Consider the following 22337-nt stretch of genomic DNA (forward strand, 5'->3'; position numbering starts at 1 on the left):
CAAAAGCTATGTTCAAAGTCTACACCCGTAACAAGAAGGACAGGCGTATCAAAGGATATTTTCCGCAAGTTATTTTTTAGTGAAATTGAAAGATTATCAATAAAATCTAAAGAAATCAAAGCCGGTCCTAAAATAGCAGCTTTGCTGCGTAGATGTTTGGGACCGACTTTGAGTAATATTGGAGAAAAACTAAAATTAACAAAAGCATCTAGACAAAAGTATAGTAAAGTAGCCAATTACGCGTCTGTCCCTCTTGTGATGGAGGTAGAACTTTAAATAGTTGCTTGTTTAGAAGTTTTAGATAGCTGAGGTAACAACTAAAGGTTATTTATAAAATTGGATTAAGTCCAGTTTCTTTAAAATTTAATATGATAAAATCTAAGTTTTTAATATAAAATATTAAATTAATAAACTATCTTAGGAGGTAAAATTATTGGAACGACCATTATACATATTAACAACATTATTCATGACATTGTTCATTATGGGGGTTTTTGATGAAAAGAAAAAGGATAAGAAGAAATAATATCTTTGTATTTTTATTACTTTAAGTTAAAAGAGTAAACTGGACAAGTAAAGTTGTTTATCCAGCTTTATATTAGACTTAATTATCAACATTAGTTTAAAATAGAGCCAACGTTTAAAATCAGGATATAAAGCTAAGTAAACGTATGCCACCGTAACAAATGGGACAGGCACGACCAATGTAGCTCCATAAAATAAAAAGAAGCTTTTAAAATTTGGTCGTCATAAGTAAGAAAAAGGTAGCCAGTCCCTAAAAAACCATAAACTTAGACAGGGGATAATTAAAATGAAAAGTAAAGTTATTAGTGTAATACAATGGATTATTTATATTGTTACAATATTTACAGTTGTAGCTTATTTTTTAAAGAAAGTTATAATACCAGGTTTAATTCCTTTTTTAATAAGTATTTTAATGTTAAGTTTAATATACACATCAAGAAAACGTTTTAATAATGGAGAAATAAGTAAAAACAATTATATAGGTACAATTTCAGTAGAGATAATAGCATTTATCATATATATGATTATTTGTATTTCAGAAATCATTAGTGTTTTAAACTAAAAATCAAATATTATATTTAGAGAATAAAAAATAATTGAAAATAACAATACGTATATCTCTATTTTTGAAAACTTTATAAATATAAAATACTTATATTAAAAAAGTTTAATAATCCTATTAATAAATTTTATGTAAAGTCACTTTCTTCTTTAAATTAGTACATTATTAGAAGTGACTTTTTTATTTATTTTTATAAATAAAAATTATGAAAAATATAAAAAGTATGTCTTAGCTTTATGCAAATGATATAGATAGAGTGAGTTATCATGATAACAAGGAGCAAATTATTAAGTGATGTAATCAAAATGATTATATTTACTAGTGATTTTTCTTGAATTTTTTATAATTCTTTATATCTTTTATAAGTATTACTATAAATATTAATTCCAATACAATTGTAATAATAATGATAATAAGTCTATCATCTTGAAAATAAATTGTAGATATAATACCTAATATAAGAAATAGTATTATGGAAAATAAGTCTTCAAAAATATCTTTTAAAGTAATATCAGTATTTTTTTAGCTGGTACTTTGAAGTTTAAAATGCTATTTCCACCAGTATTTGAGCCTATTAATATTATAAGATAAGAGAATACAAACATAATAATAGACTTTATTATGAATCTTTTCAATATAGTTCACCTCTCTTTAAATTACCTATATTAACAATATATTTAAAAACAGAGTATATTTGCAATAGTTATTTCTTTAAATTTTTTATTATTTTAAAAATAAGATTTGAATTTATTTGTTAATTTTAAATTACTAATACCCATGCTATCAAAAATCGAACCTATTTGAATTAACTTTTTATTCAATTTTAGTTGACTAATTTTTTCCATATAAATCACTTCATAAAATTAATATATTTTAAAGCAATATTTATATCAACATAGTGGTATGAATACATAAACTTGAAAAATATATATAACAGATACTATTGTAAAATTTATCTATAAATAATAGAATAAAATAAAAAATAAACAGAAATGTTGTTAAATTAAGAAATACGTTTAAATTTCAACTTGGAAATATATACATAATGGAGGTTTATATGTTTAATTTTTAAAGAAGAAAAGTAAAGAAAAAGAAATTCTAGGAGGTGATAAAAAGGAAAAGGAAAGTTTTGCTTTATATATGATATTCCCTAGCTCTTTTGTAATAGATAAGGAAAAAATAACTAAAAGGATAAATAGCATAGATAACTCTGTAGTTAACTTTGATATGATGTATGATTTAGATGGGAAAGATGGTTTATATTTTAATATAACAATTAATGAAGATAAGTTTAGAGTAGTTGGGATAGATTCTAAGCTTCCAAAGGATATATGTGATTATACAATCAATTGTTCATATGGAAATAAGGATGAATTAGATAATATGAAAAAACATAATTATCATATCATTGCTTTTTATGAAGGTAGAAGTATTGATATGAACCATATTTTAAATACATATTTTAAGTTAGCCTATGGTTTTTTAGAACATAATCTATTAGGACTAATAAACGGATATAGTTGGAATGGATTGATTCCATCTTTAATACAAGCTATGGGAGAAGAAAGTGGTGAAAGAGGGTTAGCAAACACTCCAGCAATGATGGTATGGAGAAATTTTGTAAAGATTCCTCATAATGATGGGGTTTGGTTTGTTACAAAAGGAAATAACTTATATGGTATTTGTGAATATGCATATTATGGAACATTTGAAGAAACAGAAGAAGTATATGAAATGTTTGAAAACATATTTAATTACCAATATGAAAGTGGAGCAAAGATAATAGCTGGACATACTATTCAAATTGAAGATGAGATATATTTGAAATTTAAAGAGGTATATGAATTAGAAGATATACTTAATGGTGAAAATATTGGTACTCTTGTACTTGAAAAAATAACTGAAAATGAAATTAATAATGACTTATAGGATTGTTAAAATGTAAAATTTACTTTTATAAGATAAAACATAGAGGTGATAGTATGAAGTTTGTATTAGCTCCAGATTCTTTTAAGGAAAGTATGACAGCAAAAGAAGTATGCATAGCTATGGAAAAAGGAATAAAAAAAGTATTTAAAGATGCAAAATGTATTCATGTTCCTATGGCAGATGGTGGAGAAGGTACATTACAATCTTTAGTAGATTCAACTAAAGGACAAGTATATGTAAAAGAAGTAACAGGCCCTCTTGGAAACAATGTTAGTGCAAAGTTTGGGTTTTTAAATGATGGTAAAACAGCAATTATAGAAATTGCAGAGGCTAGTGGATTAACTTTGGTTCCAAGGGAAAAGAGAAATCCATTAATCACAACAACCTTTGGTATAGGAGAGCTTATAAAAGAAGTGTTAGATAAAGGATGCAACAAAATTCTTATAGGGCTAGGTGGAAGTTCTACTAATGATGGTGGAGTAGGAATGCTTCAAGCTTTAGGTGCAAAGTTTTTAGATATAAATAACAATGAAATAGGTTTTGGCGGTGGAAATTTAAAAAAATTATCTAGAATAGATTTATCAGAATTTGATAAGAGAATAGCAAATGTAAATATAGAAGTTGCCTGTGATGTAAAGAATCCTTTAACTGGTAATAATGGAGCAAGTTTTGTTTTTGGACCACAAAAAGGTGCAACTAAAAACATGGTTATAGTATTAGATGAAAGTTTAAAGCATTTTTCTAATATTGTAAAGCATCAGTTAAATAAAGAAATTGATAAATTAGAAGGTGCAGGTGCAGCAGGAGGATTAGGTGCAGCACTAATTGGATTTTGCAATGGAAAATTAGTAAGTGGGATAGATCTTGTAATAAATTATTCAAGATTAGAGGATAAATTGAAAGATGCTGATTTTGTATTTACAGGTGAAGGGAGTATAGATATTCAGACAACTTTTGGTAAAACACCTATTGGGGTTTCTAGATTAGCGAAGAGACACAATATACCTGTAATAGCATTAGGTGGCAAAGTTGATTCTAATATAGAAAAACTATATGATTTAGGGATAAACTCGGTATTTGGAATCTTACCAGGAGTTGAAACATTAGACCAAGCTTTAAAAAATGGAAAAGAAAATGTAGAAAGAACAACAGAAAATATTTGTAGAGTTCTTAAAATAAATAATAAATTTTAAAAGTTTCTGATATCTTTTAAGTCTTGAGAATTCAAGGCTTTTTTTTATTACAAAAGTGTAATAAAGTTGAAAGCTTAACAAATGGTTTATATTCATCTCTTTAAGTAAAATTAGAGTATCAAAAATATTTTATACGTAAGGAGAAATGATTTATATGAGTATATTAAAAGTAAAAGAAATTGAAAAAATTTATGATGGCAAAATAAAATACAGAGCTTTAGATGGTGTAAGTTTTGATATAGATAAGGGAGAGTTCGTTGCTATAATGGGACCTTCAGGTAGTGGTAAAACTACTTTGCTTAATTGTATCTCTACAATTGATAATTTTACTGGTGGAGAGATTATAATAAATGATAAAAAACCTCATGAATTAGATGATGATAATCTTTCAAAATTTAGAAGACAAGAGCTAGGTTTTGTTTTTCAGGATTTTAACTTAGTAAATACTTTAACTGTAGAAGAAAATATAATTCTTCCTCTTACATTGGATAATGTTAAAGAATCAATTATGGCAGAAAGATTAAGTCGTGCAACAAAATTATTAGGTATAGAAGCATTATTAAAGAAACGTACTTTTGAAATTTCAGGAGGACAAGCTCAAAGGGTAGCTATTGCTAGAGCAATAATTAATGAACCAGCATTACTTTTAGCAGATGAGCCTACTGGTAACTTAGATTCAAAAGCTGTAAAAGATGTAATGGAGCTTTTTGTTTCAATAAATAAAAAGCTAGATACAACTATTTTAATGGTAACTCATGATCCATATGTAGCTAGTTTTTGTAGTAGAGTAATTTTCATTAAAGACGGTAATTTATACAATGAAATCCATTCAAAAAATAATCAAAATGAGTTTTATGGAAAAATTATGGATACTTTAAGTTTCTTAGGAGGTGGAAGAAATGAATTTAAATAAATTAGCAATTAACAATGTATTAAGAGATAAGCTAACATATTTGGCTTATTTTTTAAGCAGTGTATTTTCAGTTTTTATATTCTTTTCTTTTTCAATTTCTATGTTTCACCCTGATTTAGCTGTTATTGGAGACGGAGCTACACTTTCACTTGTAATGGAAGCAGGAAATATTATAGTATATATTTTCTCATTTATTTTTATTGCATATTCTATTAAGTCATTTATGCATTCTAGAAAGAAAACTTTAGGAACTTTTATAATTATGGGGGCATCAAAAAAGCAACTTAATAACATCATATTTAAAGAAAATATGTTTATAGGAATTGCTTCAATAATAACAGCTATTATACTTGGATTAATATGTTCACCATTTTTCTTAATGCTTTCTCGAAATATAATGGGTGTTAATGGATTTAAAGTATATTTTCCTATTAAAGCAATAGGGTTAACATTTGTTATGTTTTTTATTCTATTTTTAATAATAGCATTTATAACACCAAAATTTATTCGTAAAGATAAAGTTATAAAGTTATTAAAATCAGATAAAATTTCTGAAAAAGAAAGTAAAACATCACCATTATTAATGACTATAGGTGTATTTATAGCTTCTATTTTAATCCTTTTAGTTGCATTTTATAAAAAATATGAAGGAATAAGAGGATTTGTAGATAGTCAACTAGGAACTACAGGAATGTTTGTAGGGGCTTTAGTTGTATTATATGTTATATATTCTCAAGGTTCTATTTTACTAGTTTCAAAATTAAAGAGTAAAAAACTTTATTTAAAAAAGACAAATATGCTAACAATATCAGATATAAAATCAAAACTTAATTCTAATATAAAGATGATGTATCTTGTTACAGTTTTATTTATAGGAGCATTTTTAGCTATTGATATTTTATATGCTTCAAGTGCAGATGTAGAAAAGAATACAAAATATGTACAACCTTATAGTTATACATATTTGTCTCTTGGAAATAATGACAATGAGCAAGAACATATAGAATTAATAGGGAATTCTTTAAAAGATAAAGTTGGATATAAAAAATTTAAGGCTGAGATACTATATAAAGATAAAGATTTCAGAAATGGATTAATAAGTGAAAGTGATTATAATAATCTTATAGAAGGTGTTGGTGGAGAAAAAGTTTCACTTAAAGATAATGAAGTTTATTTGGTAAAAGTAGATTCAGATTTAAGTATAGAAGATGACTCATCTAAACAAAATATGTCTCTTTTAGGAGGAAATAATTATACTATAGTAGGTTTGGGAGAAAAAAATATATTTCCAAGTGGTTATTTTAACACAATTGTAGTTGTAAATGATAAAACATTAAATACTCTTAATGAAAGAGAAAATTTTAATATTATAAAAGATTATTCTTATAATATTAATGATTGGCAGAATGAATCAGTACTTTCAAAAGAACTTAAAAGCAAACTAGTAATGGGTGATGTTTATAAATTTGGATTCTTTAGTGCTAATGATATTTTAAATGTAGAAAGGATGGTTAAAAATCTTACACTTTATATAGGATTTTTTATAAGCATAATTTTTGTTATTGCAGCATTAAGTATAATTTATTTTAGACTTATTACAGATATTGAAAGAGAGCGAATTAAGTTTAAAGGTATAATTAAGCTTGGTCTTTCTAAAAAGGAACTTTCTAAAATAATATCTACACAAAATTTCATACTAATGTTTGTACCGTTTATAATTTCAACAATTATAACTTTTATTGTAATGTTAATTTTATCTGCTAATTTTAGTGGATCATATATTAAAGCTGGAGTTGGATGTTCTATAATTTTCTTAGTAATTGAAATTATAGGTTACATCATAGTAAATACAAAATATAAGAACTCAATACTTGAAAAAAACTGTTAAACAAATAAAGTAACCTATTATTAGGTTGCTTTATTTATTTTTACAAACATATTAAAATCATGTAAAATAAGTTAAACAATTATGGTTAATATAAAAAATAGGCTGGCATTTGAATTTATTCAATAACTTTAAAATGTTTTTATGTAAAATGTAGTGTTGAACTTTAAGTAATTTGGAGCATGTCTTACTATTTTGGATATCTAAGTTTTGAAATGGATAATTTTAAAAGTCAGCTTGAAAACTTATAGTTATTAAAGAAGGGAGTTTTATTTATGATAAGAGAGATAAATCATAATGAGATAGATAAAGTTATGAAAATATGGCAGGAAAGTACTATTAAAGCCCATAACTTTATAGAAGAGAGTTATTGGAAAGATAATTATAATAAAGTTAAAGATGTATATATTCCTATGGCAGAAACGTTTGTATATGATGATGGTATAGGTATAAGAGGATTTATTAGTGTAATAGACAATAATTTTATAGGTGCACTGTTTGTGGATAGTAATTTTCAGAACTTAGGAATAGGAAGTAAATTGATAGATTTTGCAGTTGAAAGGTATAAACTTTTAAGTTTAGCAGTTTATAAAGAAAACGAAGGTGCAGTGAATTTTTATATAAGTAAAAATTTTAAAATTATAAAAGAACAAACAAATGAAGATTCAGGGTTTTTAGAATATATAATGTCAAATTGTAATTAATGTTATGCTGTAGAAAATAAATTTAATATAATAAAACATAAAAATCAAAAGATATCATTATTATAATTAAGTATAAAAAATTAAAGAACTTGAAGAAAAGATAAAAACCTCAAAGAACATTTAGCTGTTCTTTGAGGTAAATCATATAAAAAGTTTAGAAATAATATATTTTAAATTATAAAATTAATAATTATAACTTTTAATTCTATGCAATACCAAATTCAAGTTTAAGTTTTTCATACCTGTTTTTTTCATGTGGTTTGATTTCAAACATAGGATTGTATAAACAATGTTGAAAAACATCTGCATCTTTTAAGATTTCATCAAATTGAGAATGTAGCATTTCTTTCTCACTATGATTATAAATAGCATCACAAATAATTTTAGTTTCATCATCATTTGTGATACTTAATGTTTGCAATATTTCTCTTGCTAAAATAGAACCTTTATGTGCATGTTCTTTTGTGTCCATTTTAGCATAGGAGTAAATATCATGAAGCATACCTGCCATAGTTGCAAGTTCAGCATTTTCTCCACGCTTTAATGCAATTAATGTACAAGATTGAGCAACCCCATATAAATGCATATAAGCACATCTTCGCTCTTCAACATCTGTCATATTTAAGATTATTTCATCAATATATTTTCTTAAAACTTCAATTCTGTTCATATTTAATCCTCCTCAAAGTGCAAATAATTTACGTAATATTTTATATATGTTATCTAATTATAAAATCAATTTTAATATGATATAAATTATTTATTTTCATAAAAGACTATGATTTTTTCTGCTTTTTCTGTTTTAGAAGCCATTGAAAAAGTTCTGGTTCTTCATATGCTGTAGTGCAGACTTCATGCCCTCTACCTTCATAAACTTTAAAGATGATGTTAGAGTTGTATTTTTTTAAGCAGTCAACAATTCGTTTAGACTCCTCGAAGTTCACAGCAGCATCATTATCTCCATGTGCAACCCAAATAGGGAGGTTTTTTAAACAAAGAGCTTTTTTAGGTGATATCGCTCCGACACTTATTGGAACTATTGCAGTAAATCTTTCGGGATTAAGTATGGCAAAGTTCCATGTACCATATCCACCAAGACTATATCCAGTCAAATATATTCTTTCAGCATCAATGTTATAATCATTTTCAATCTTATCCAATAAATCTTTTAAAGCATTAAACTGCATTTCCCATATCTCACCATTAGGACATTGAGGAGAGACTACAATAAAAGGGAAATCATCGTTTGATCTTAATATCTTATGTATACCCCATTTTTTTACATCCTCTATATTCTTTCCACGTTCACCTGAACCGTGCAAAGAAAGAATTAATGGCATTTTTACATTTGTGTTATAACTTTTTGGCAAATAAACAAGATAACTCAGTGTTGACTTAATATCTCTTTGAAGTTTAAAACTTTCATAACTCATTTAAAGCACCTCACTTAATTCTGTTAAAATATAATTTTTATAAAATTTCAGGTTGAATTTAAAAATTACTTGTTTTAGAACTTGCATATTTAAAATAGTGAAATATACTGTAGAAAATTTAAAATTATTGAATAAATTTAAATTGAAAATTCTTTACATATATATCTTTATATCTATTTTAAAAAAATTATAGTTATTTAGAAAATAATAAAATAGAATTATGATAATTATAACATTTATACCAATATATACAATAAAATGAATATAGATTTTCTTCTTTCAAATAAGTTAATATATATTAAGTATAGGTTGCATTGCCATAATATGAATCTATAACTTATTAAAAAAATGTATCAAATTTGAACGTTGAGTTAAAATATAGTAAAGAAATAAATTTAGACTTTACAGAAGAAATTTATGGATGTATAATAGGTTTTAATTATTTATAGCTAAAATAAAATTGAAATATAAATAAGAAAAGTAACATAAAAAGTAAAATATTTAGAAAAATAATTTATATTATATATAAAATTTTAGGAGGAAAATTATGAGTACACTTAATAGAAACAAAGTATATTTTATGCATCATCATCACTAGAGACTTGATCTGCTTAATTGTAGATACAAGTCTATTGCCGTAGGCTTGTATCTCTAGGTGATGATAAATTAAGTGTAAACATAATTTATTTAAACCGTGTAGGTATATGCCTACACGGTTTTTTGTCGTATAAGGAATGTGAAAAGAAATAAATTTAATTTAAGGAGAGAGTAAAAATGAAAAAAGAAATAATCAAACCAAGTATATTACCAGGATTTATGGAACTATTACCAAATGAGCAAGAAAAATTCAATGACATAGTAAATAAAATTTTAGATGTATATGAAAAGAACGGTTGTTTAGCTATAGACACTCCTATAATAGAAAAAGCTAATGTGCTTCTTGCAAAAACCGGTGGTGAAACGGAAAAGCAAGTTTATAGTTTTACAAAAGGAAAGAATGATTTAACACTAAGATTTGATTTAACAGTGCCTTTTGCTAGATATGTAGCTCAACACTATAATGAATTAACTTTTCCATTTAGAAGATATCAATTAGGAAAAGTGTATAGAGGTGAGAGAAATCAAAAGGGTAGATATAGAGAATTTTATCAATGTGATATAGATGTTATAGGCAAAGATAAATTAGCTATAGAAAATGATGCTTGGGTTATAAGTTTAGCGTCAAAAGCATTTAAGGAAATAAAACTTAAGGATTACAAATTTCAAATTAGTAATAGAAAAATATTAAAAGGAATCTTAAAGGGTCTAAAAATAGAAAACTCAAATGAAGTTATGATGTTGATAGATAAGTACGACAAAATTGGCAAAGGAAAGTTTATTGAAGAACTTACATTTTTAATAGGAAATGAAAAAACTTTATATTTAAGCGATATTTTAGATATTAAGGGAAGTAATAAAGAGATATTAGACTCTCTTGAAAGACTAAATATTAAAGAAGATTATTTTATAGAAGGCGTAGGTGAGCTTAAGAAAGTAAATGAAATTCTAAAAGTTTTAGGTGTTGAGGAGAATGAATTTGAAATTAATTTGAAAATTATTAGGGGGTTAGATTATTATACAGGAACAGTTTTTGAAACTTTACTAATAGGAAATGAAACTTATGGTTCAATATGTTCAGGGGGAAGATATGATAATTTGGCAGAAAATTATACAGATAAGATATTACCAGGTGTAGGAATTTCTATAGGTATGACAAGATTATTTTTTGTTTTAAAAGAAATAGGATTTATAGAAAACTATAATGTGAAAGGAAAGTTAAATTATTTAATAATACCAATAGGTGATACATTAGAATACTGTGGAACTGTTATGAAAAGTCTAGAGAAAAAGGGTTATGGAGTTACTATATATTTTGAAGAAGATTCTTTAAAAAAGAAAATGAATTATGCTAATAAATTAGGTATAGAAAATGTAATTTTAATTGGTGAAGAAGAGAAAATAAAAAATGAAGTAAAGGTAAAAAACATGACTCTAGGAAAGGAATTTGTAACAGATTATAACAATTTATAGAAAACTAATGTGAAATTTAAGTTTATAAAATAAATTTAAATGAGAGATTGTTTCACTATAAAAATAGATAAGTAGAAGTTAAAAATTAATAAGGAAACTGGAATAGTCCAGTTTCCTAAAATTAAAGGAGAAGCATATTATGAGTTTATTTAATCCTGTTATCATATCTATTACAGTAATGATAGTTTTATGTCTTTTAAAATTAAATGTAATACTATCATTGTTAATTTCAGCTATAGTTGCTGGAATTACAGCAAATCTAAGTGTGGGACAAACTATGTCCTTATTAATAGACGGAATGGGTGGAAATTCTGAAACAGCCCTTAGTTATTTATTGTTAGGAGCTTTGGCTGTAACAGTAAATAAAACAGGTCTTTCAACTATACTAGCTAAAAAAATATCTAAGGTAGTTAAAGAAAACAAATTTACTTTTATATTAATAATAGCAGTTATAGCTTGTTTCTCTCAAAATCTTATTCCAGTACATATAGCCTTTATACCAATCTTAATTCCAGCACTTATACCTATTATGAATAAATTGAAAATTGATAGGAGAGCTGTTGCCTGCGCCTTAACATTTGGATTGAAGGCTCCATATATAGCTATACCAGTAGGATTTGGACTTATATTTCAAAATATTATAAGAGATCAAATGATAGCTAACAATATAGAAGTTACAAATAACATGGTAAGTAAAGTAATGTGGATACCAGGAGTGGCTATGATTATTGGACTTTTAGTAGCTATATTTTTTAGCTATAGAGAACCTAGAGAGTATAAAAATGTAAATTTAGAAGAGTTTTCAAATGATAATGAAGATATAAAAATGACAAAGATTCACTGGACTGTATTAATGTCTGCTATAGTAGCTTTTGTGGTTCAAATTTTGACAGGGTCGCTACCATTAGGTGGGTTATGTGCAATTATAGTTTTAATTGTAACAAGAACTATTAAATTTAATGAAATTGATAATTTGATGAATGGTGGAATTAAAATCATGGGTTTTATAGCTTTTGTAATGCTTGTAGCTGCTGGATATGGAAATGTATTAAGAGAAACAGGTGCTATAGAATCATTTGTTAATTCTATAGTTGTATTAGTAGGACAAAGTCAATTCCTTGGAGCATTACTAATGCTTTTAGTAGGGCTTCTTATAACTATGGGAATAGGAAGTTCTTTTGGAACTATTCCTATATTAGCAACTATATACTGTCCATTAGGACTTAAATTAGGTTTTAGTCCTTTATCTGTAATCATATTAATTGGAGTTGCAGGAGCATTAGGAGATGCAGGGTCGCCAGCATCAGATAGCACTCTTGGACCAACATCTGGACTTAATATAGATTCCCAACATGACCATATTTGGGATACCTGCGTGCCAACATTCCTGCACTATAACATACCACTATTTATATTTGGATTAGTAGCTGCTTTGATTTTTTAATATAAGAACAGAGGGATAAGTTGAAAATTTAATCCGATTTTATAAATAAGTTTTAACCTTCAACTATCTAAAAATCATAAACAACCAACTATTTAAAGGTCTACTTCCATTACAAGAGGGACAGACGCGTTAAGGTCTATTTTACCATACTTTAGGATAGATGCTTTTGATGATTCTAGTTTCTCTTCAACACTGCTCAAAGTCGGTCCAAAACATCTACGTAGCTATGCTATTTTTTTAGGATCGGCTTCAATTTCTACAAGTGTTATTACTAAACCATTGATTTCACTTACAAAATAACTTACGGAAAATATACTTTGGTACGCCTGTCCTTCTTGTTACGGTGATACATTTAAATAATAATCTTAGCTTAATTTATATTCAAAACTCTGGTTTTAACTACTTAAAATTTCCTAAATAAGCAATTAATCAAAATTTGCCGCCATCACAAATGGGACAGGCACGATAAGTTTATTTTCTTCGTTACCATTTGATGCTCTAATAATATTACATTACTAATATAATAGTTCAAAGCCAGTCCCTAACAACTATGCTACTTTGTAGCTCAAGTACTGGTTCTTTACTTGATATTTTACTTTATCTAGCCCATTTTATTGAGTACTAAAATTTTTTATGGTTGTACAACTAAATGAACCTGTCCTTCTTGTTATGGCTAAGTATTTTGAATACAATTTTAGCTAATTTTATATCCTAAATTTATATTTTACTCTATTAAATTAAAAAGAAACTGGATTTAATCCAGTTTCCACCTCTACTATTACTTATTAGCTCTGAATTGTTTTAGGGACTGGCTAACCCTTCTTATTTACGGCAGTTACATCCAAAGAGGTTATTTTCATTTTATGGAGCTACATTTGTCGTGCCTGTCCCATTTGTTACGGTGTTATACTTAGATATTAATCTTTACTTGATGTTTATTACTAACTTAAGTTTTATCTAATTCAACAAACTACTTAAAGATATAAAAATCATTATTATTTACCAAAAACTATTAAATCATTAATTATTTTAAAACCATTTTTCTCATAAAACTTTTGTGCTGGATAACCTTTTTCTGTGTTTAATATCATTCCGTTCATTCCCTGATTTTTAATATTTTTTTCTATTTCTTTCATGAACCAACTTCCAATGCCTTTTCCCTGCACTTCATAACTAACACAAAATTGGTCAATATAATATTCCATACCTTCTATCCATGGCTTTTTCATACCAACACTTAATGCTACAATTTTGTCATCTAACATAGCTACATAACCTAGAAAGTAGTTATTGTTAAAGTGATTATTGAAGAAATTAACTACTGGATCTCTTGAGTCGTAAACATCATTCCATGGTTCTTTAGAAAATGTGTTTATAAATAAATCAACACATTGATCAAGCATATGTTTTTTCATTTCTAATATAACTAAATTTTTCATTTTATTCTTACCCTCTGTTTCTTAATAAATATTTAAAATATTATAACATAATTTTGTAAATACAACAATTTCTACAAATAAAATAAATTTGAAATTAATATTCTACTGTTAGTTAACAGCTTATTTTAATTAATATAGGGTTCCAAGTTGACTCTTAAAGTTATTCATTCCAAAACTTGGATACCTAAAATAGTGAGACATGCTCCGAATCACTTAGAATTCAACACTACATCTTGTGTAAAAATATTTTAAGGTTGTTGAATAAATTTAAATTGGAGCTTGTTTCCCTATAGTATTTATATGTTTAAATTAAATGTGAAATAGTGTAATGTATATTTATGTTAATATAAGGAAGTTTAAAGTAATACATTTAATGTTTATATTATTGATAGGAGATTAAAATGAAATTTAAAGAATTTGGAAATAGGGAATTACCTACGATAATATTTTTACACGGGGGAGGATTATCTTGGTGGTCTATGGAAAAAATTATCAAGATTTTTAGTAGTGAAAATCATGTTGTGGCACCTATAATTGATGGACATGGTGAAGATGGCAAAACAAATTTTATAAGTATAGATGATAGTGCTGATAAATTAATTTCATTTATAGATGCTAATTGTGGTGGAAGAGTATTTGCACTTGCCGGATTATCCATTGGTGCTCAAATTATAACTGAAATATTATCTAGAAGAAGTAATATTACTGAATTTGCAGTTATTGAGAGTGCTTTGGTTTACCCAATTAAAGGGACAAGGGGTTTAGCAGTACCAACTTACAAAATGTTTTATGGTTTAATAAGGAAAAAATGGTTTTCAAAATTACAAGCAAAAATACTGAATGTTCCTGAAGAAATGTTTGAACGTTATTATAAGGATAGTTTAAATATAACAAAAGAATCTTTAGTTAATATTACACTAAGTAATGGGAATTATATATTGAAAAACATAATTAAAAATACAAAAGCTAAGGTTCTAATTATTGTTGGAGAAAAAGAGTTAAAGATTATGAAAAAATCAGCAGAAAGACTGCATAACAGTATTTTAAATAGTCATTTGTATATAGCTAAAAAAATGGGACATGGGGAACTTAGCTTAGTTAATCATGAGGAGTATGTTAGCCTCATTAGAAATTTTTTATGAAACAAATGTAGTATTTTTTTATTGCAATAGCTTCAATTGGAATTGTATATATAAATAAACAAGTATTTACAATATAGTTTTGTAGAGGTATAATGAATTTAACTTAATAGAGATTTACTAGGGGAGCCAATAGTGGCTGAGAGGAATTTTAAGTTTCGACCCTTTGAACCTGATATGGTTAACACCAACGTAGGGAAGTAATTTTGGAAAATATTTAAATTTGAAATAAAATTATAACATATATTTTCATAAGAGCTTACCAGTTGGTAAGCTCTTTTTTATATGCAAAAAAACATAGCAAAACCCCATAGTAGCTTTATTAAGATGATTTTAGAGAGGAGGGATAGCATGATTGTAAACGGTAAAAAAAGAATTATGAAGGCTTTTCAGTTAGTGAAATGATAAAAGACTTAGAACTTTATGCAGATAAAATTGTTGTTGAACTGAATTTAGAAATATTACCTAAGGATGAATATGATAAAACAATATTAAAAGAAGATGACAAAATAGAAATAGTTGCTTTTGTTGGAGGGGGATAAATGCTTATTAAGGTGAATGGAAGAAGCTTTGAAATAAGTGAAAATGTATCTATAAATAATATAAAAGAAAAAATGTATTCTAATTCAGATATGGTAATTATAAACGGGTTTCCAATAAAAGAAGATAAGATTTTAAAAGATAAAGATGAATTAACTTTTATAAAAAAGGGTGAAAAACCAAAAAAAGAAGAACTAGAAACACTAATGGTTTCTAGACATACAAAAGGTGTATTTGAAAAACTAAAGAAGTCAGTAGTAGGTGTTGCGGGTTTAGGTGGACTTGGTTCTAATATAGCAATATTTTTAGCAAGAATAGGAGTCGGAAAGTTAGTATTAGTAGATTTTGATGTAGTAGAGCCAAGTAATTTAAATAGACAACAATATTATATAAGGCATATAGGGATGAAAAAAACTGATGCAATTAAAGAAATTATTAAAGAAATTAATCCCTATATTTTAGTAGAAGTTGTAGATAGATATTTAGATAAAGACAATGCTATCTATACATTTAAAGAATGTGATGTTGTTATAGAAGCTTTTGATAATGCAAAGTGTAAAGCAGAGCTTGTAAATGCTATTTTACTTGATACAAATAAATATATTATCAGTGGAAATGGAATGGCAGGCAGTTTTTCATCTAATTCTATAATTACTAAAAAGATTAATAGTAGATTTTATGTTTGTGGAGATGGAGAAAATGAGGCAAAAGAAGGTTCAGGTCTTATGGCTCCAAGAGTAAGTATAGCTGCAGGTCATATGGCAAATATGGCAGTGAGAATATTACTAGGTGACAGTGAAGTGTAGAGGGGGAAATGTTGTGAATGATAAATTTATAATTGGCGGAAAAGAGTTAAATTCTAGATTGTTTATTGGAACAGGTAAGTATGCATCAAATTCTATTATTCCTGAAATAGTTAAAAGTTCAGAAGCTCAAGTAATTACTATGGCAGTAAGACGAATAAATTTTGATGATAAAGAAGAAAATGTAATAAACCATATACCAAAAAATATGGTATTGCTACCAAATACATCAGGGGCAAGAAATGCAGAAGAAGCAGTGAGGATTGCTAGACTTGCAAAAGCTATGGGATGTGGAAACTGGATTAAAATAGAAGTAATAAACGATTCAAAGTATCTTTTGCCAGATAATTTAGAAACTTTAAAAGCTACAGAAATATTAGCTAAAGAAGGTTTTGTAGTTTTACCGTATATGAATCCTGACTTAGCAATGGCAAAACGAATGATAGAAGCAGGTGCGGAAGCTGTTATGCCATTAGGGGCGCCTATCGGAACCAATAGAGGTTTAAAAACAAAAGAATTGATAGAAATAATGATAGATGAATTAAATAAACCAGTGATTGTAGATGCAGGTATTGGTTTACCTTCTCATGCTTGTGAAGCAATGGAGTTGGGAGCTAGTGCGGTTCTTTTAAATACTGCAATATCATCAAGCAATAACCCTATTCTTATGGCAAGTGCCTTTAAAAAAGCTGTAGAAGCTGGAAGGGAAGCATATTTGGCTAAAGCTGGTGTTGTATCTAAATTTGGAAACGCATCATCACCTTTAACTGGATTTTTAGAGTAATGTCATTTTTAAAGGTTATAGAAAAATACGAAAAATTTAATTTTGAAGATTATTTTAATAGGGTTACAGAGGAAGATATAAAAAGGTCTATATACAAAAACAAATTAAATGAAGAGGATTTTTTAAACATAATATCGCCTAAAGGTGAAAAATATCTAGAAGAAATGGCTCAAAAAGCTCATGAAATATCTAATAGGTATTTTGGGAAAACCGTTCTTTTATATACACCATTATATATTGCTAATATGTGTGTTAACAGATGTGCTTATTGTTCTTACAATCATGATAACAATATTTTAAGAGCAAAGTTAACTATGGAAGAAATAGAAAAAGAAGCAAAGGCCATAGCTGAAGAAGGGTTTAAACATATAATTCTTTTAACTGGTGAAAGTCCTAAAGATACACCAATAGAATATTTAGTAGATGCAATAAAAGTACTTAAGGATTATTTTCCTTCAATTACATTAGAAGTACAACCATTAAGTGAAGAAGATTATAAAAAAGCTATAGAGGCAGGTGCTGATGGATTAACAGTTTACCAAGAAGTATATGATAGAGAAATATATAAGAAAGTACATTTAGGTGGTCCAAAAAGAAATTATAATTTTAGGCTTGATGCACCAGAAAGAGGTGCAAAAGCAGGTATGAGAAATATAAGTGTAAGTGCACTGTTAGGATTAAATGATTTTAGAAAAGAAGTGTTTTTAACAGCATTACATGGAAAATATATTAAAGATAATTACCCAGGAGTAGATGTAGCTTTTTCAGCACCAAGAATACGTCCACATGCTGGAACTTTTCATGATATATATCCAGTAAGTGATAAAAACTTAGTTCAGTGTATTTTAGCATTAAGGTTATTTCATAATAACTCAGTTATAAATATATCTACAAGAGAATCAGCAAGTTTTAGAGAAAAATTGATTCCACTAGGAGTTAATAAAATGTCAGCGGGCGTATTAACAGAAGTGGGAGGACACTGTAAAGACACAAAGGGCAAAGGGGAATCACAATTTTTAATAAGTGACCAAAGTAGTACAGAAGATGTGAAAAAAATGATAAAGAGATTAGGGTATCAACCAATTTTTAAAGATTGGGAAAGAATTTAGGGGGAATAAAAATGAATTATACAACACAAATGGATGCAGCTAAAAAAGGCATAATAACAAAAGAAATGGAAATAGTAGCAAAAAAAGAACAGATAGATGTGCAAGCATTAAGAGAGTTAATTGCTAAAGGACAAGTAGTAATTCCAGCTAATAAAAATCATAAATCTTTAAGTCCTGAGGGTATAGGAAAAGGAATGAAAACAAAAATAAATGTTAATCTAGGAATATCAAAGGATTGTTACTTTATAGAAAAAGAAATGGAAAAGGTGAAAAAAGCAATAGAGATGAAGGCAGAGTCTATAATGGATCTTTCTAATTATGGAAAAACTGCTGAATTTAGAAAAAATCTTGTAGAGTATTCACCAGCTATTATAGGAACAGTGCCAATTTATGATGCTATTGGTTTTTATGATAAGGAATTAGATGAAATAACAGCGAAAGAATTTTTAGATGTTGTTGAAAAACATGCAAAAGATGGTGCAGATTTTGTTACAATCCACGCTGGATTAAATAAAGAAGCAGCTGATACATTTAAAAGAAATAAAAGATTAACTAATATTGTTTCAAGAGGTGGCTCATTATTATTTGCATGGATGGAAGTTAATAATAAGGAAAACCCATTTTATGAATACTATGATAGATTATTAGACATTTGTGAAGAGTATGATGTTACTTTAAGTCTTGGAGATGGATGCCGACCAGGATGTAATGCAGATTCTACTGATGCAGTTCAAATTAAGGAGTTAATAACATTAGGAGAACTCACATTAAGAGCATGGGAAAGAAATGTACAAGTTATAATTGAAGGTCCTGGACATATGACATTAGATGAAATTAAAACAAATGTACTTTTAGAGAAAAAACTTTGTCATGATGCTCCATTTTATGTTTTAGGACCACTAGTAACAGATATAGCACCAGGTTATGACCATATTACTTCAGCAATTGGTGGAGCTATAGCAGCAGCGTCAGGAGCAGATTTTTTATGTTATGTTACACCAGCAGAACATTTAAGATTACCAAATATAGAAGATATGAAAGAAGGTATAATTTCAACTAAAATAGCAGCTCATGCAGGAGATTTAGCTAAGGGCATTAATGGTGCTAGAGAATTAGATGATGCTATGAGCAAGGCAAGGTCAGATTTAGATTGGGATATGATGTTTAAATTAGCTTTAGATAGCGAAAAACCTAAAAGATACAGAGAAGAATCTATGCCTGAACATTCAGATACCTGCACAATGTGTGGTAAAATGTGTGCCGTTAGGAATATGAATAAGGTATTGAAGGAAAAAGAAATTGATATATTTAATAACAAATAGACAGCTTGTACAAAGTGATGAAGAATATTTTCAAAAGATAGAAGCTGCTGTAAAATATGGCATTTGTAGAATAATATTGCGTGAAAAAAATGTTTCTGATGATGTCTTATTAAAATACGCAAAGACTATTACAAAAATAATAGAAAATACTAACTGTAAATTAATAATAAATTCTAATGAATTTGTATATAAAAAAGTTAAACCTTATGGAATACACTTATCTTTTGAAATGTTTTTAAGGTATAGAAAGAATAAGGATGAAATAGTAGGAGTGTCAATTCATTCTTTAGAAGAAGCAATAAAAGCAGATAAACTTGGAGCCACATATATTTTATCATCTAATATATATGAAACAAAATGTAAGGAAGGTTTAAAAGGAAAAGGTGTAAAATTCATAGAAGATATAAAAAAACATGTCTCTTGCAAAGTAATTGCATTAGGTGGAATAAAACAAGACAACATGAAAGAAGTTTACAACTCAGGAGCTGATGGGGTTGCTATGATGAGTGCTTTTATGGAATAACTTTATTATAAGACTTTGTTTTAAACCAATGTTTATAATGACTATAACTAAAGTGGACAAATATAAATTTGTCCACTTAACTTAATTCCTATAGAGTTTTCCAATACCTCCTTGTAAGAATTTTCTGTCCATCTATAAGGTTCTCTACTTTATCTTGGAGTACCATATCATTATTTTCCATTATTTTAGCAGAAGCATAGTTATCATCATCACAAGTGATTAGAATTTTTGAAATACCCATCTTCTTTGCTTTTTCTAACGCCAGTTTAAGCATAAAAGTTCCATAGCCTTTATTCCATTCAGAATAGCGAATACCATACCCTATATGACCACCATATCGTAGTAGTGAATCAGTGAGATTATGTCTAATGCTAATTTCCCCTATAAACAAGTCTTTCTCATCGTCAACCAACCAAAAATAACTTGCCCCAACCCTATTGGGCTTTAAATTACGCTCATTTTTATAATTATCATATTTCACAAATATATCATAGGATCTTGCATCATTAAACGCATATGTTGCAACATGGTTATCCTCATATTCGTCATATGCTTCAATATATGATTTCAAATATTTTTCATTTGGTTCTATAAGTTTAATCATAAATATCCCCCCGATAAATTCCTATTTATATATTAATTGAATAAAGAATTACTGTACATTATAAAGCAAGTATTCGTGTATTCTAATTTAGATGTTATCTAAATAATTTCTAAAATTTTTTCTAGAACATTAATAGAATTAATAGATGCTGATACGCAATTTTTCTCAAAAACTTCCGGTCCACTTTCATTTTCAGTATCTGATATTGTTCTTATTGCTAAGAATGGAATATTATTTACGTAACATACATGAGCAATACTAGCACTCTCCATATCTACGCAAAGTGGATTATATTTATTAATTATATGTCCACGACCAAAGTCACTTATAAATGCTTCTCCCGTTACTATTCTGCCAAAATAGATTTTTTGAGTAACTAATTTAGATGATTGGATCTTCCTACAAAGATTTATAAGATAACTATCTGCATTAAAATATATATTTTTCATCCATGGATGATATTCTGTTAGTATCCCATCATCAACGTCATGATATGCTAATTCTGTAGATATGACGGTGTCTCCAATATTCAGCTTTCTGTCAATTCCTCCAGCAACTCCAACAACAATAATATGAGTAACATTGAATCTATCTATCAATATTTGAGTAGCAATAGAAGCATTAACCTTACATACACCTGAATATAATGCAACAACGTCTATAGAGTTATAAGAACCTCTATAAAAATCCAACATTGCAAATGAAGATGCTTTTTTATCAGATAATTTCTCAATAAAAGGCATAATCTCATTTTTAGATGGTCCTATAATTCCTATTCTCATAATATCCCCCCTAATTTGTATAATTTAAACTATCTAAATAATTATTTGTGAAATTTAGATTTTAGTTTCATTTTAATACCCAAGCCTCTTTTGATTCCATAGAACTGGTTGTTCTATAACCACAAACATTATTAATTTCTTTAGGCGGATTATTACCAATTATTTTACCTAGAATTATCATTGTAACAGGAAGTAATAAATCTATAAACCAGAAAAAAATCTCCATAAATCCTCCTTAATAATACATTATTTTAAATATATATAAGTATTATATTACATTTTATACCACTGGATAATAAATTCAATACTTAAACTATATACCTATACATTAAAACCAAAGTATTAGGTACTGGTTCTTTGCTTATTAGGTAATGGGAATATAGTATTTGTGGAATCTGCAGTTAAACAAAGAAACTAGCCCAAAATGAACCTGTCCCTCTTGTTATGGGATAAAAGTTCTGATTAATTGCTTGTACAGGAGTTCTAGCTAGTTAAAAATTAAGAGTTAGAGTTGAAACTGTAGACCAGTTTCTTTTTAATTTAATAGGGTAAAATCTAAGTTTGGGATATAAGATTAAGAAAACCTTAATAACAAAGTGTAGCACCGTAACAAATGGGACAGGCACGATAAATG

At 27.4% G+C, this 22337-nt stretch carries 21 protein-coding genes, 1 pseudogene and 1 riboswitch; of the genes and pseudogenes, 16 read left to right on the top strand and 6 right to left on the bottom strand.

Annotated elements, in window-relative coordinates; all coding sequences use genetic code 11:
* The 7 genes from CSGHG_RS20960 to CSGHG_RS14130 form a co-directional block, all read left to right on the top strand.
* Nucleotides 1-276, top strand: a 276-nt coding sequence (locus CSGHG_RS20960) for a hypothetical protein (RefSeq protein WP_010296597.1), incomplete at its 5' end; no start/stop codon positions are given.
* Between the two features lie 535 nt (nucleotides 277-811).
* Nucleotides 812-1087 (top strand): hypothetical protein, encoded by a 276-nt coding sequence (locus CSGHG_RS14105; protein ID WP_010296601.1) that lies wholly within the window; start codon nucleotides 812-814, stop codon nucleotides 1085-1087.
* 1140 nt (nucleotides 1088-2227) lie between these two features.
* Nucleotides 2228-3016 (top strand): DUF4261 domain-containing protein, encoded by a 789-nt coding sequence (locus CSGHG_RS14110; RefSeq protein WP_010296602.1) that lies wholly within the window; start codon nucleotides 2228-2230, stop codon nucleotides 3014-3016.
* Nucleotides 3017-3069: 53 nt separating this feature from the next.
* A complete protein-coding gene (locus CSGHG_RS14115) occupies nucleotides 3070-4209 on the top strand; it encodes a glycerate kinase (RefSeq protein WP_010296603.1) in 1140 nt (379 codons plus the stop codon).
* Between the two features lie 154 nt (nucleotides 4210-4363).
* Entirely contained in the window at nucleotides 4364-5122 is a 759-nt protein-coding gene (locus CSGHG_RS14120) for an ABC transporter ATP-binding protein (RefSeq protein WP_010296604.1), read from the top strand.
* The gene (locus tag CSGHG_RS14125) at nucleotides 5109-7010 is read left to right on the top strand and encodes an ABC transporter permease (RefSeq protein ID WP_010296605.1); all 1902 of its coding nucleotides are present in this window, start codon (nucleotides 5109-5111) and stop codon (nucleotides 7008-7010) included. The genes CSGHG_RS14120 and CSGHG_RS14125 overlap by 14 nt, the downstream gene beginning before the upstream one ends.
* A 272-nt stretch (nucleotides 7011-7282) precedes the next feature.
* Complete coding sequence (locus tag CSGHG_RS14130) at nucleotides 7283-7711, top strand: N-acetyltransferase (RefSeq protein ID WP_010296607.1); 429 nt, start codon at nucleotides 7283-7285, stop codon at nucleotides 7709-7711.
* Between the two features lie 205 nt (nucleotides 7712-7916).
* On the opposite strand, the gene CSGHG_RS14135 is transcribed toward CSGHG_RS14130, so the two are convergent.
* Nucleotides 7917-8381, bottom strand: coding sequence for an HD domain-containing protein (locus CSGHG_RS14135; RefSeq protein ID WP_010296610.1), 465 nt, complete (start codon nucleotides 8379-8381; stop codon nucleotides 7917-7919).
* Between the two features lie 106 nt (nucleotides 8382-8487).
* Nucleotides 8488-9144: a carboxylesterase family protein gene (locus CSGHG_RS14140; RefSeq protein ID WP_010296611.1), complete on the bottom strand. Its 657-nt coding sequence runs from the start codon at nucleotides 9142-9144 to the stop codon at nucleotides 8488-8490.
* 774 nt (nucleotides 9145-9918) lie between these two features.
* Here CSGHG_RS14140 and hisS point away from each other — a divergent pair.
* Nucleotides 9919-11214, top strand: a complete 1296-nt coding sequence (gene hisS / locus CSGHG_RS14145) for a histidine--tRNA ligase (RefSeq protein ID WP_010296612.1) — start codon at nucleotides 9919-9921, stop codon at nucleotides 11212-11214.
* 139 nt (nucleotides 11215-11353) lie between these two features.
* Nucleotides 11354-12658: a Na+/H+ antiporter family protein gene (locus CSGHG_RS14150; protein WP_010296621.1), complete on the top strand. Its 1305-nt coding sequence runs from the start codon at nucleotides 11354-11356 to the stop codon at nucleotides 12656-12658.
* A gap of 995 nt (nucleotides 12659-13653) precedes the next feature.
* On the opposite strand, the gene CSGHG_RS14155 is transcribed toward CSGHG_RS14150, so the two are convergent.
* The gene (locus CSGHG_RS14155; RefSeq protein ID WP_010296623.1) at nucleotides 13654-14097 is read right to left on the bottom strand and encodes a GNAT family N-acetyltransferase; all 444 of its coding nucleotides are present in this window, start codon (nucleotides 14095-14097) and stop codon (nucleotides 13654-13656) included.
* Nucleotides 14098-14498: 401 nt separating this feature from the next.
* On the opposite strand from CSGHG_RS14155, the gene CSGHG_RS14160 reads away from it, so the two are divergent.
* The 7 genes and pseudogenes from CSGHG_RS14160 (at nucleotide 14499) to CSGHG_RS14190 (ending at nucleotide 20317) form a co-directional block, all read left to right on the top strand.
* On the top strand, nucleotides 14499-15239 hold the full coding sequence (locus CSGHG_RS14160; protein ID WP_010296625.1) for an alpha/beta fold hydrolase: 741 nt from the start codon (nucleotides 14499-14501) through the stop codon (nucleotides 15237-15239).
* Nucleotides 15240-15348: 109 nt separating this feature from the next.
* Nucleotides 15349-15452: riboswitch (TPP riboswitch) on the top strand.
* Nucleotides 15453-15631: 179 nt separating this feature from the next.
* Nucleotides 15632-15778: pseudogene (gene thiS / locus CSGHG_RS22785) on the top strand (sulfur carrier protein ThiS); the annotation flags it as partial.
* Nucleotides 15779-16582 carry a sulfur carrier protein ThiS adenylyltransferase ThiF gene (thiF, locus tag CSGHG_RS14170; protein WP_010296631.1) on the top strand — a complete coding sequence of 268 codons (804 nt, stop codon included), beginning with the start codon at nucleotides 15779-15781 and terminating at the stop codon, nucleotides 16580-16582.
* Nucleotides 16583-16595: 13 nt separating this feature from the next.
* Nucleotides 16596-17363, top strand: coding sequence for a thiazole synthase (locus CSGHG_RS14175; protein WP_010296633.1), 768 nt, complete (start codon nucleotides 16596-16598; stop codon nucleotides 17361-17363).
* Nucleotides 17363-18472: a 2-iminoacetate synthase ThiH gene (gene thiH, locus CSGHG_RS14180; protein ID WP_010296635.1), complete on the top strand. Its 1110-nt coding sequence runs from the start codon at nucleotides 17363-17365 to the stop codon at nucleotides 18470-18472. The genes CSGHG_RS14175 and thiH overlap by 1 nt, the downstream gene beginning before the upstream one ends.
* Nucleotides 18473-18483: 11 nt before the next feature.
* Complete coding sequence (thiC, locus tag CSGHG_RS14185; RefSeq protein ID WP_010296637.1) at nucleotides 18484-19794, top strand: phosphomethylpyrimidine synthase ThiC; 1311 nt, start codon at nucleotides 18484-18486, stop codon at nucleotides 19792-19794.
* Nucleotides 19772-20317: a thiamine phosphate synthase gene (locus CSGHG_RS14190; protein WP_010296639.1), complete on the top strand. Its 546-nt coding sequence runs from the start codon at nucleotides 19772-19774 to the stop codon at nucleotides 20315-20317. Before thiC ends, CSGHG_RS14190 begins: the two co-directional genes overlap by 23 nt.
* Nucleotides 20318-20405: 88 nt before the next feature.
* On the opposite strand, the gene CSGHG_RS14195 is transcribed toward CSGHG_RS14190, so the two are convergent.
* The 3 genes from CSGHG_RS14195 to CSGHG_RS23750 form a co-directional block, all read right to left on the bottom strand.
* Nucleotides 20406-20921 carry a GNAT family N-acetyltransferase gene (locus CSGHG_RS14195; RefSeq protein ID WP_010296641.1) on the bottom strand — a complete coding sequence of 172 codons (516 nt, stop codon included), beginning with the start codon at nucleotides 20919-20921 and terminating at the stop codon, nucleotides 20406-20408.
* 98 nt (nucleotides 20922-21019) lie between these two features.
* Nucleotides 21020-21703, bottom strand: coding sequence for a 5'-methylthioadenosine/adenosylhomocysteine nucleosidase (locus CSGHG_RS14200; protein ID WP_010296643.1), 684 nt, complete (start codon nucleotides 21701-21703; stop codon nucleotides 21020-21022).
* Between the two features lie 67 nt (nucleotides 21704-21770).
* Nucleotides 21771-21929 carry a hypothetical protein gene (locus CSGHG_RS23750; RefSeq protein ID WP_010296645.1) on the bottom strand — a complete coding sequence of 53 codons (159 nt, stop codon included), beginning with the start codon at nucleotides 21927-21929 and terminating at the stop codon, nucleotides 21771-21773.
* Between the last annotated feature and the right edge of the window lie 408 nt (nucleotides 21930-22337).

Source organism: Clostridium senegalense JC122 (genome assembly GCF_000285575.1).
Classification (GTDB): Bacteria; Bacillota; Clostridia; order Clostridiales; family Clostridiaceae; genus Clostridium_J; species Clostridium_J senegalense.

Coding starts and splice junctions, on each gene's coding strand:
- CSGHG_RS14105 (WP_010296601.1), top strand. CDS start 812: ATGAAAAGTAAAGTTATTAGTGTAATACAATGGATTATTTATATTGTT.
- CSGHG_RS14110 (WP_010296602.1), top strand. CDS start 2,228: ATGATATTCCCTAGCTCTTTTGTAATAGATAAGGAAAAAATAACTAAA.
- CSGHG_RS14115 (WP_010296603.1), top strand. CDS start 3,070: ATGAAGTTTGTATTAGCTCCAGATTCTTTTAAGGAAAGTATGACAGCA.
- CSGHG_RS14120 (WP_010296604.1), top strand. CDS start 4,364: ATGAGTATATTAAAAGTAAAAGAAATTGAAAAAATTTATGATGGCAAA.
- CSGHG_RS14125 (WP_010296605.1), top strand. CDS start 5,109: ATGAATTTAAATAAATTAGCAATTAACAATGTATTAAGAGATAAGCTA.
- CSGHG_RS14130 (WP_010296607.1), top strand. CDS start 7,283: ATGATAAGAGAGATAAATCATAATGAGATAGATAAAGTTATGAAAATA.
- CSGHG_RS14135 (WP_010296610.1), bottom strand. CDS start 8,381: ATGAACAGAATTGAAGTTTTAAGAAAATATATTGATGAAATAATCTTA.
- CSGHG_RS14140 (WP_010296611.1), bottom strand. CDS start 9,144: ATGAGTTATGAAAGTTTTAAACTTCAAAGAGATATTAAGTCAACACTG.
- hisS (WP_010296612.1), top strand. CDS start 9,919: ATGAAAAAAGAAATAATCAAACCAAGTATATTACCAGGATTTATGGAA.
- CSGHG_RS14150 (WP_010296621.1), top strand. CDS start 11,354: ATGAGTTTATTTAATCCTGTTATCATATCTATTACAGTAATGATAGTT.
- CSGHG_RS14155 (WP_010296623.1), bottom strand. CDS start 14,097: ATGAAAAATTTAGTTATATTAGAAATGAAAAAACATATGCTTGATCAA.
- CSGHG_RS14160 (WP_010296625.1), top strand. CDS start 14,499: ATGAAATTTAAAGAATTTGGAAATAGGGAATTACCTACGATAATATTT.
- thiF (WP_010296631.1), top strand. CDS start 15,779: ATGCTTATTAAGGTGAATGGAAGAAGCTTTGAAATAAGTGAAAATGTA.
- thiH (WP_010296635.1), top strand. CDS start 17,363: ATGTCATTTTTAAAGGTTATAGAAAAATACGAAAAATTTAATTTTGAA.
- thiC (WP_010296637.1), top strand. CDS start 18,484: ATGAATTATACAACACAAATGGATGCAGCTAAAAAAGGCATAATAACA.
- CSGHG_RS14195 (WP_010296641.1), bottom strand. CDS start 20,921: ATGATTAAACTTATAGAACCAAATGAAAAATATTTGAAATCATATATT.
- CSGHG_RS14200 (WP_010296643.1), bottom strand. CDS start 21,703: ATGAGAATAGGAATTATAGGACCATCTAAAAATGAGATTATGCCTTTT.
- CSGHG_RS23750 (WP_010296645.1), bottom strand. CDS start 21,929: ATGGAGATTTTTTTCTGGTTTATAGATTTATTACTTCCTGTTACAATG.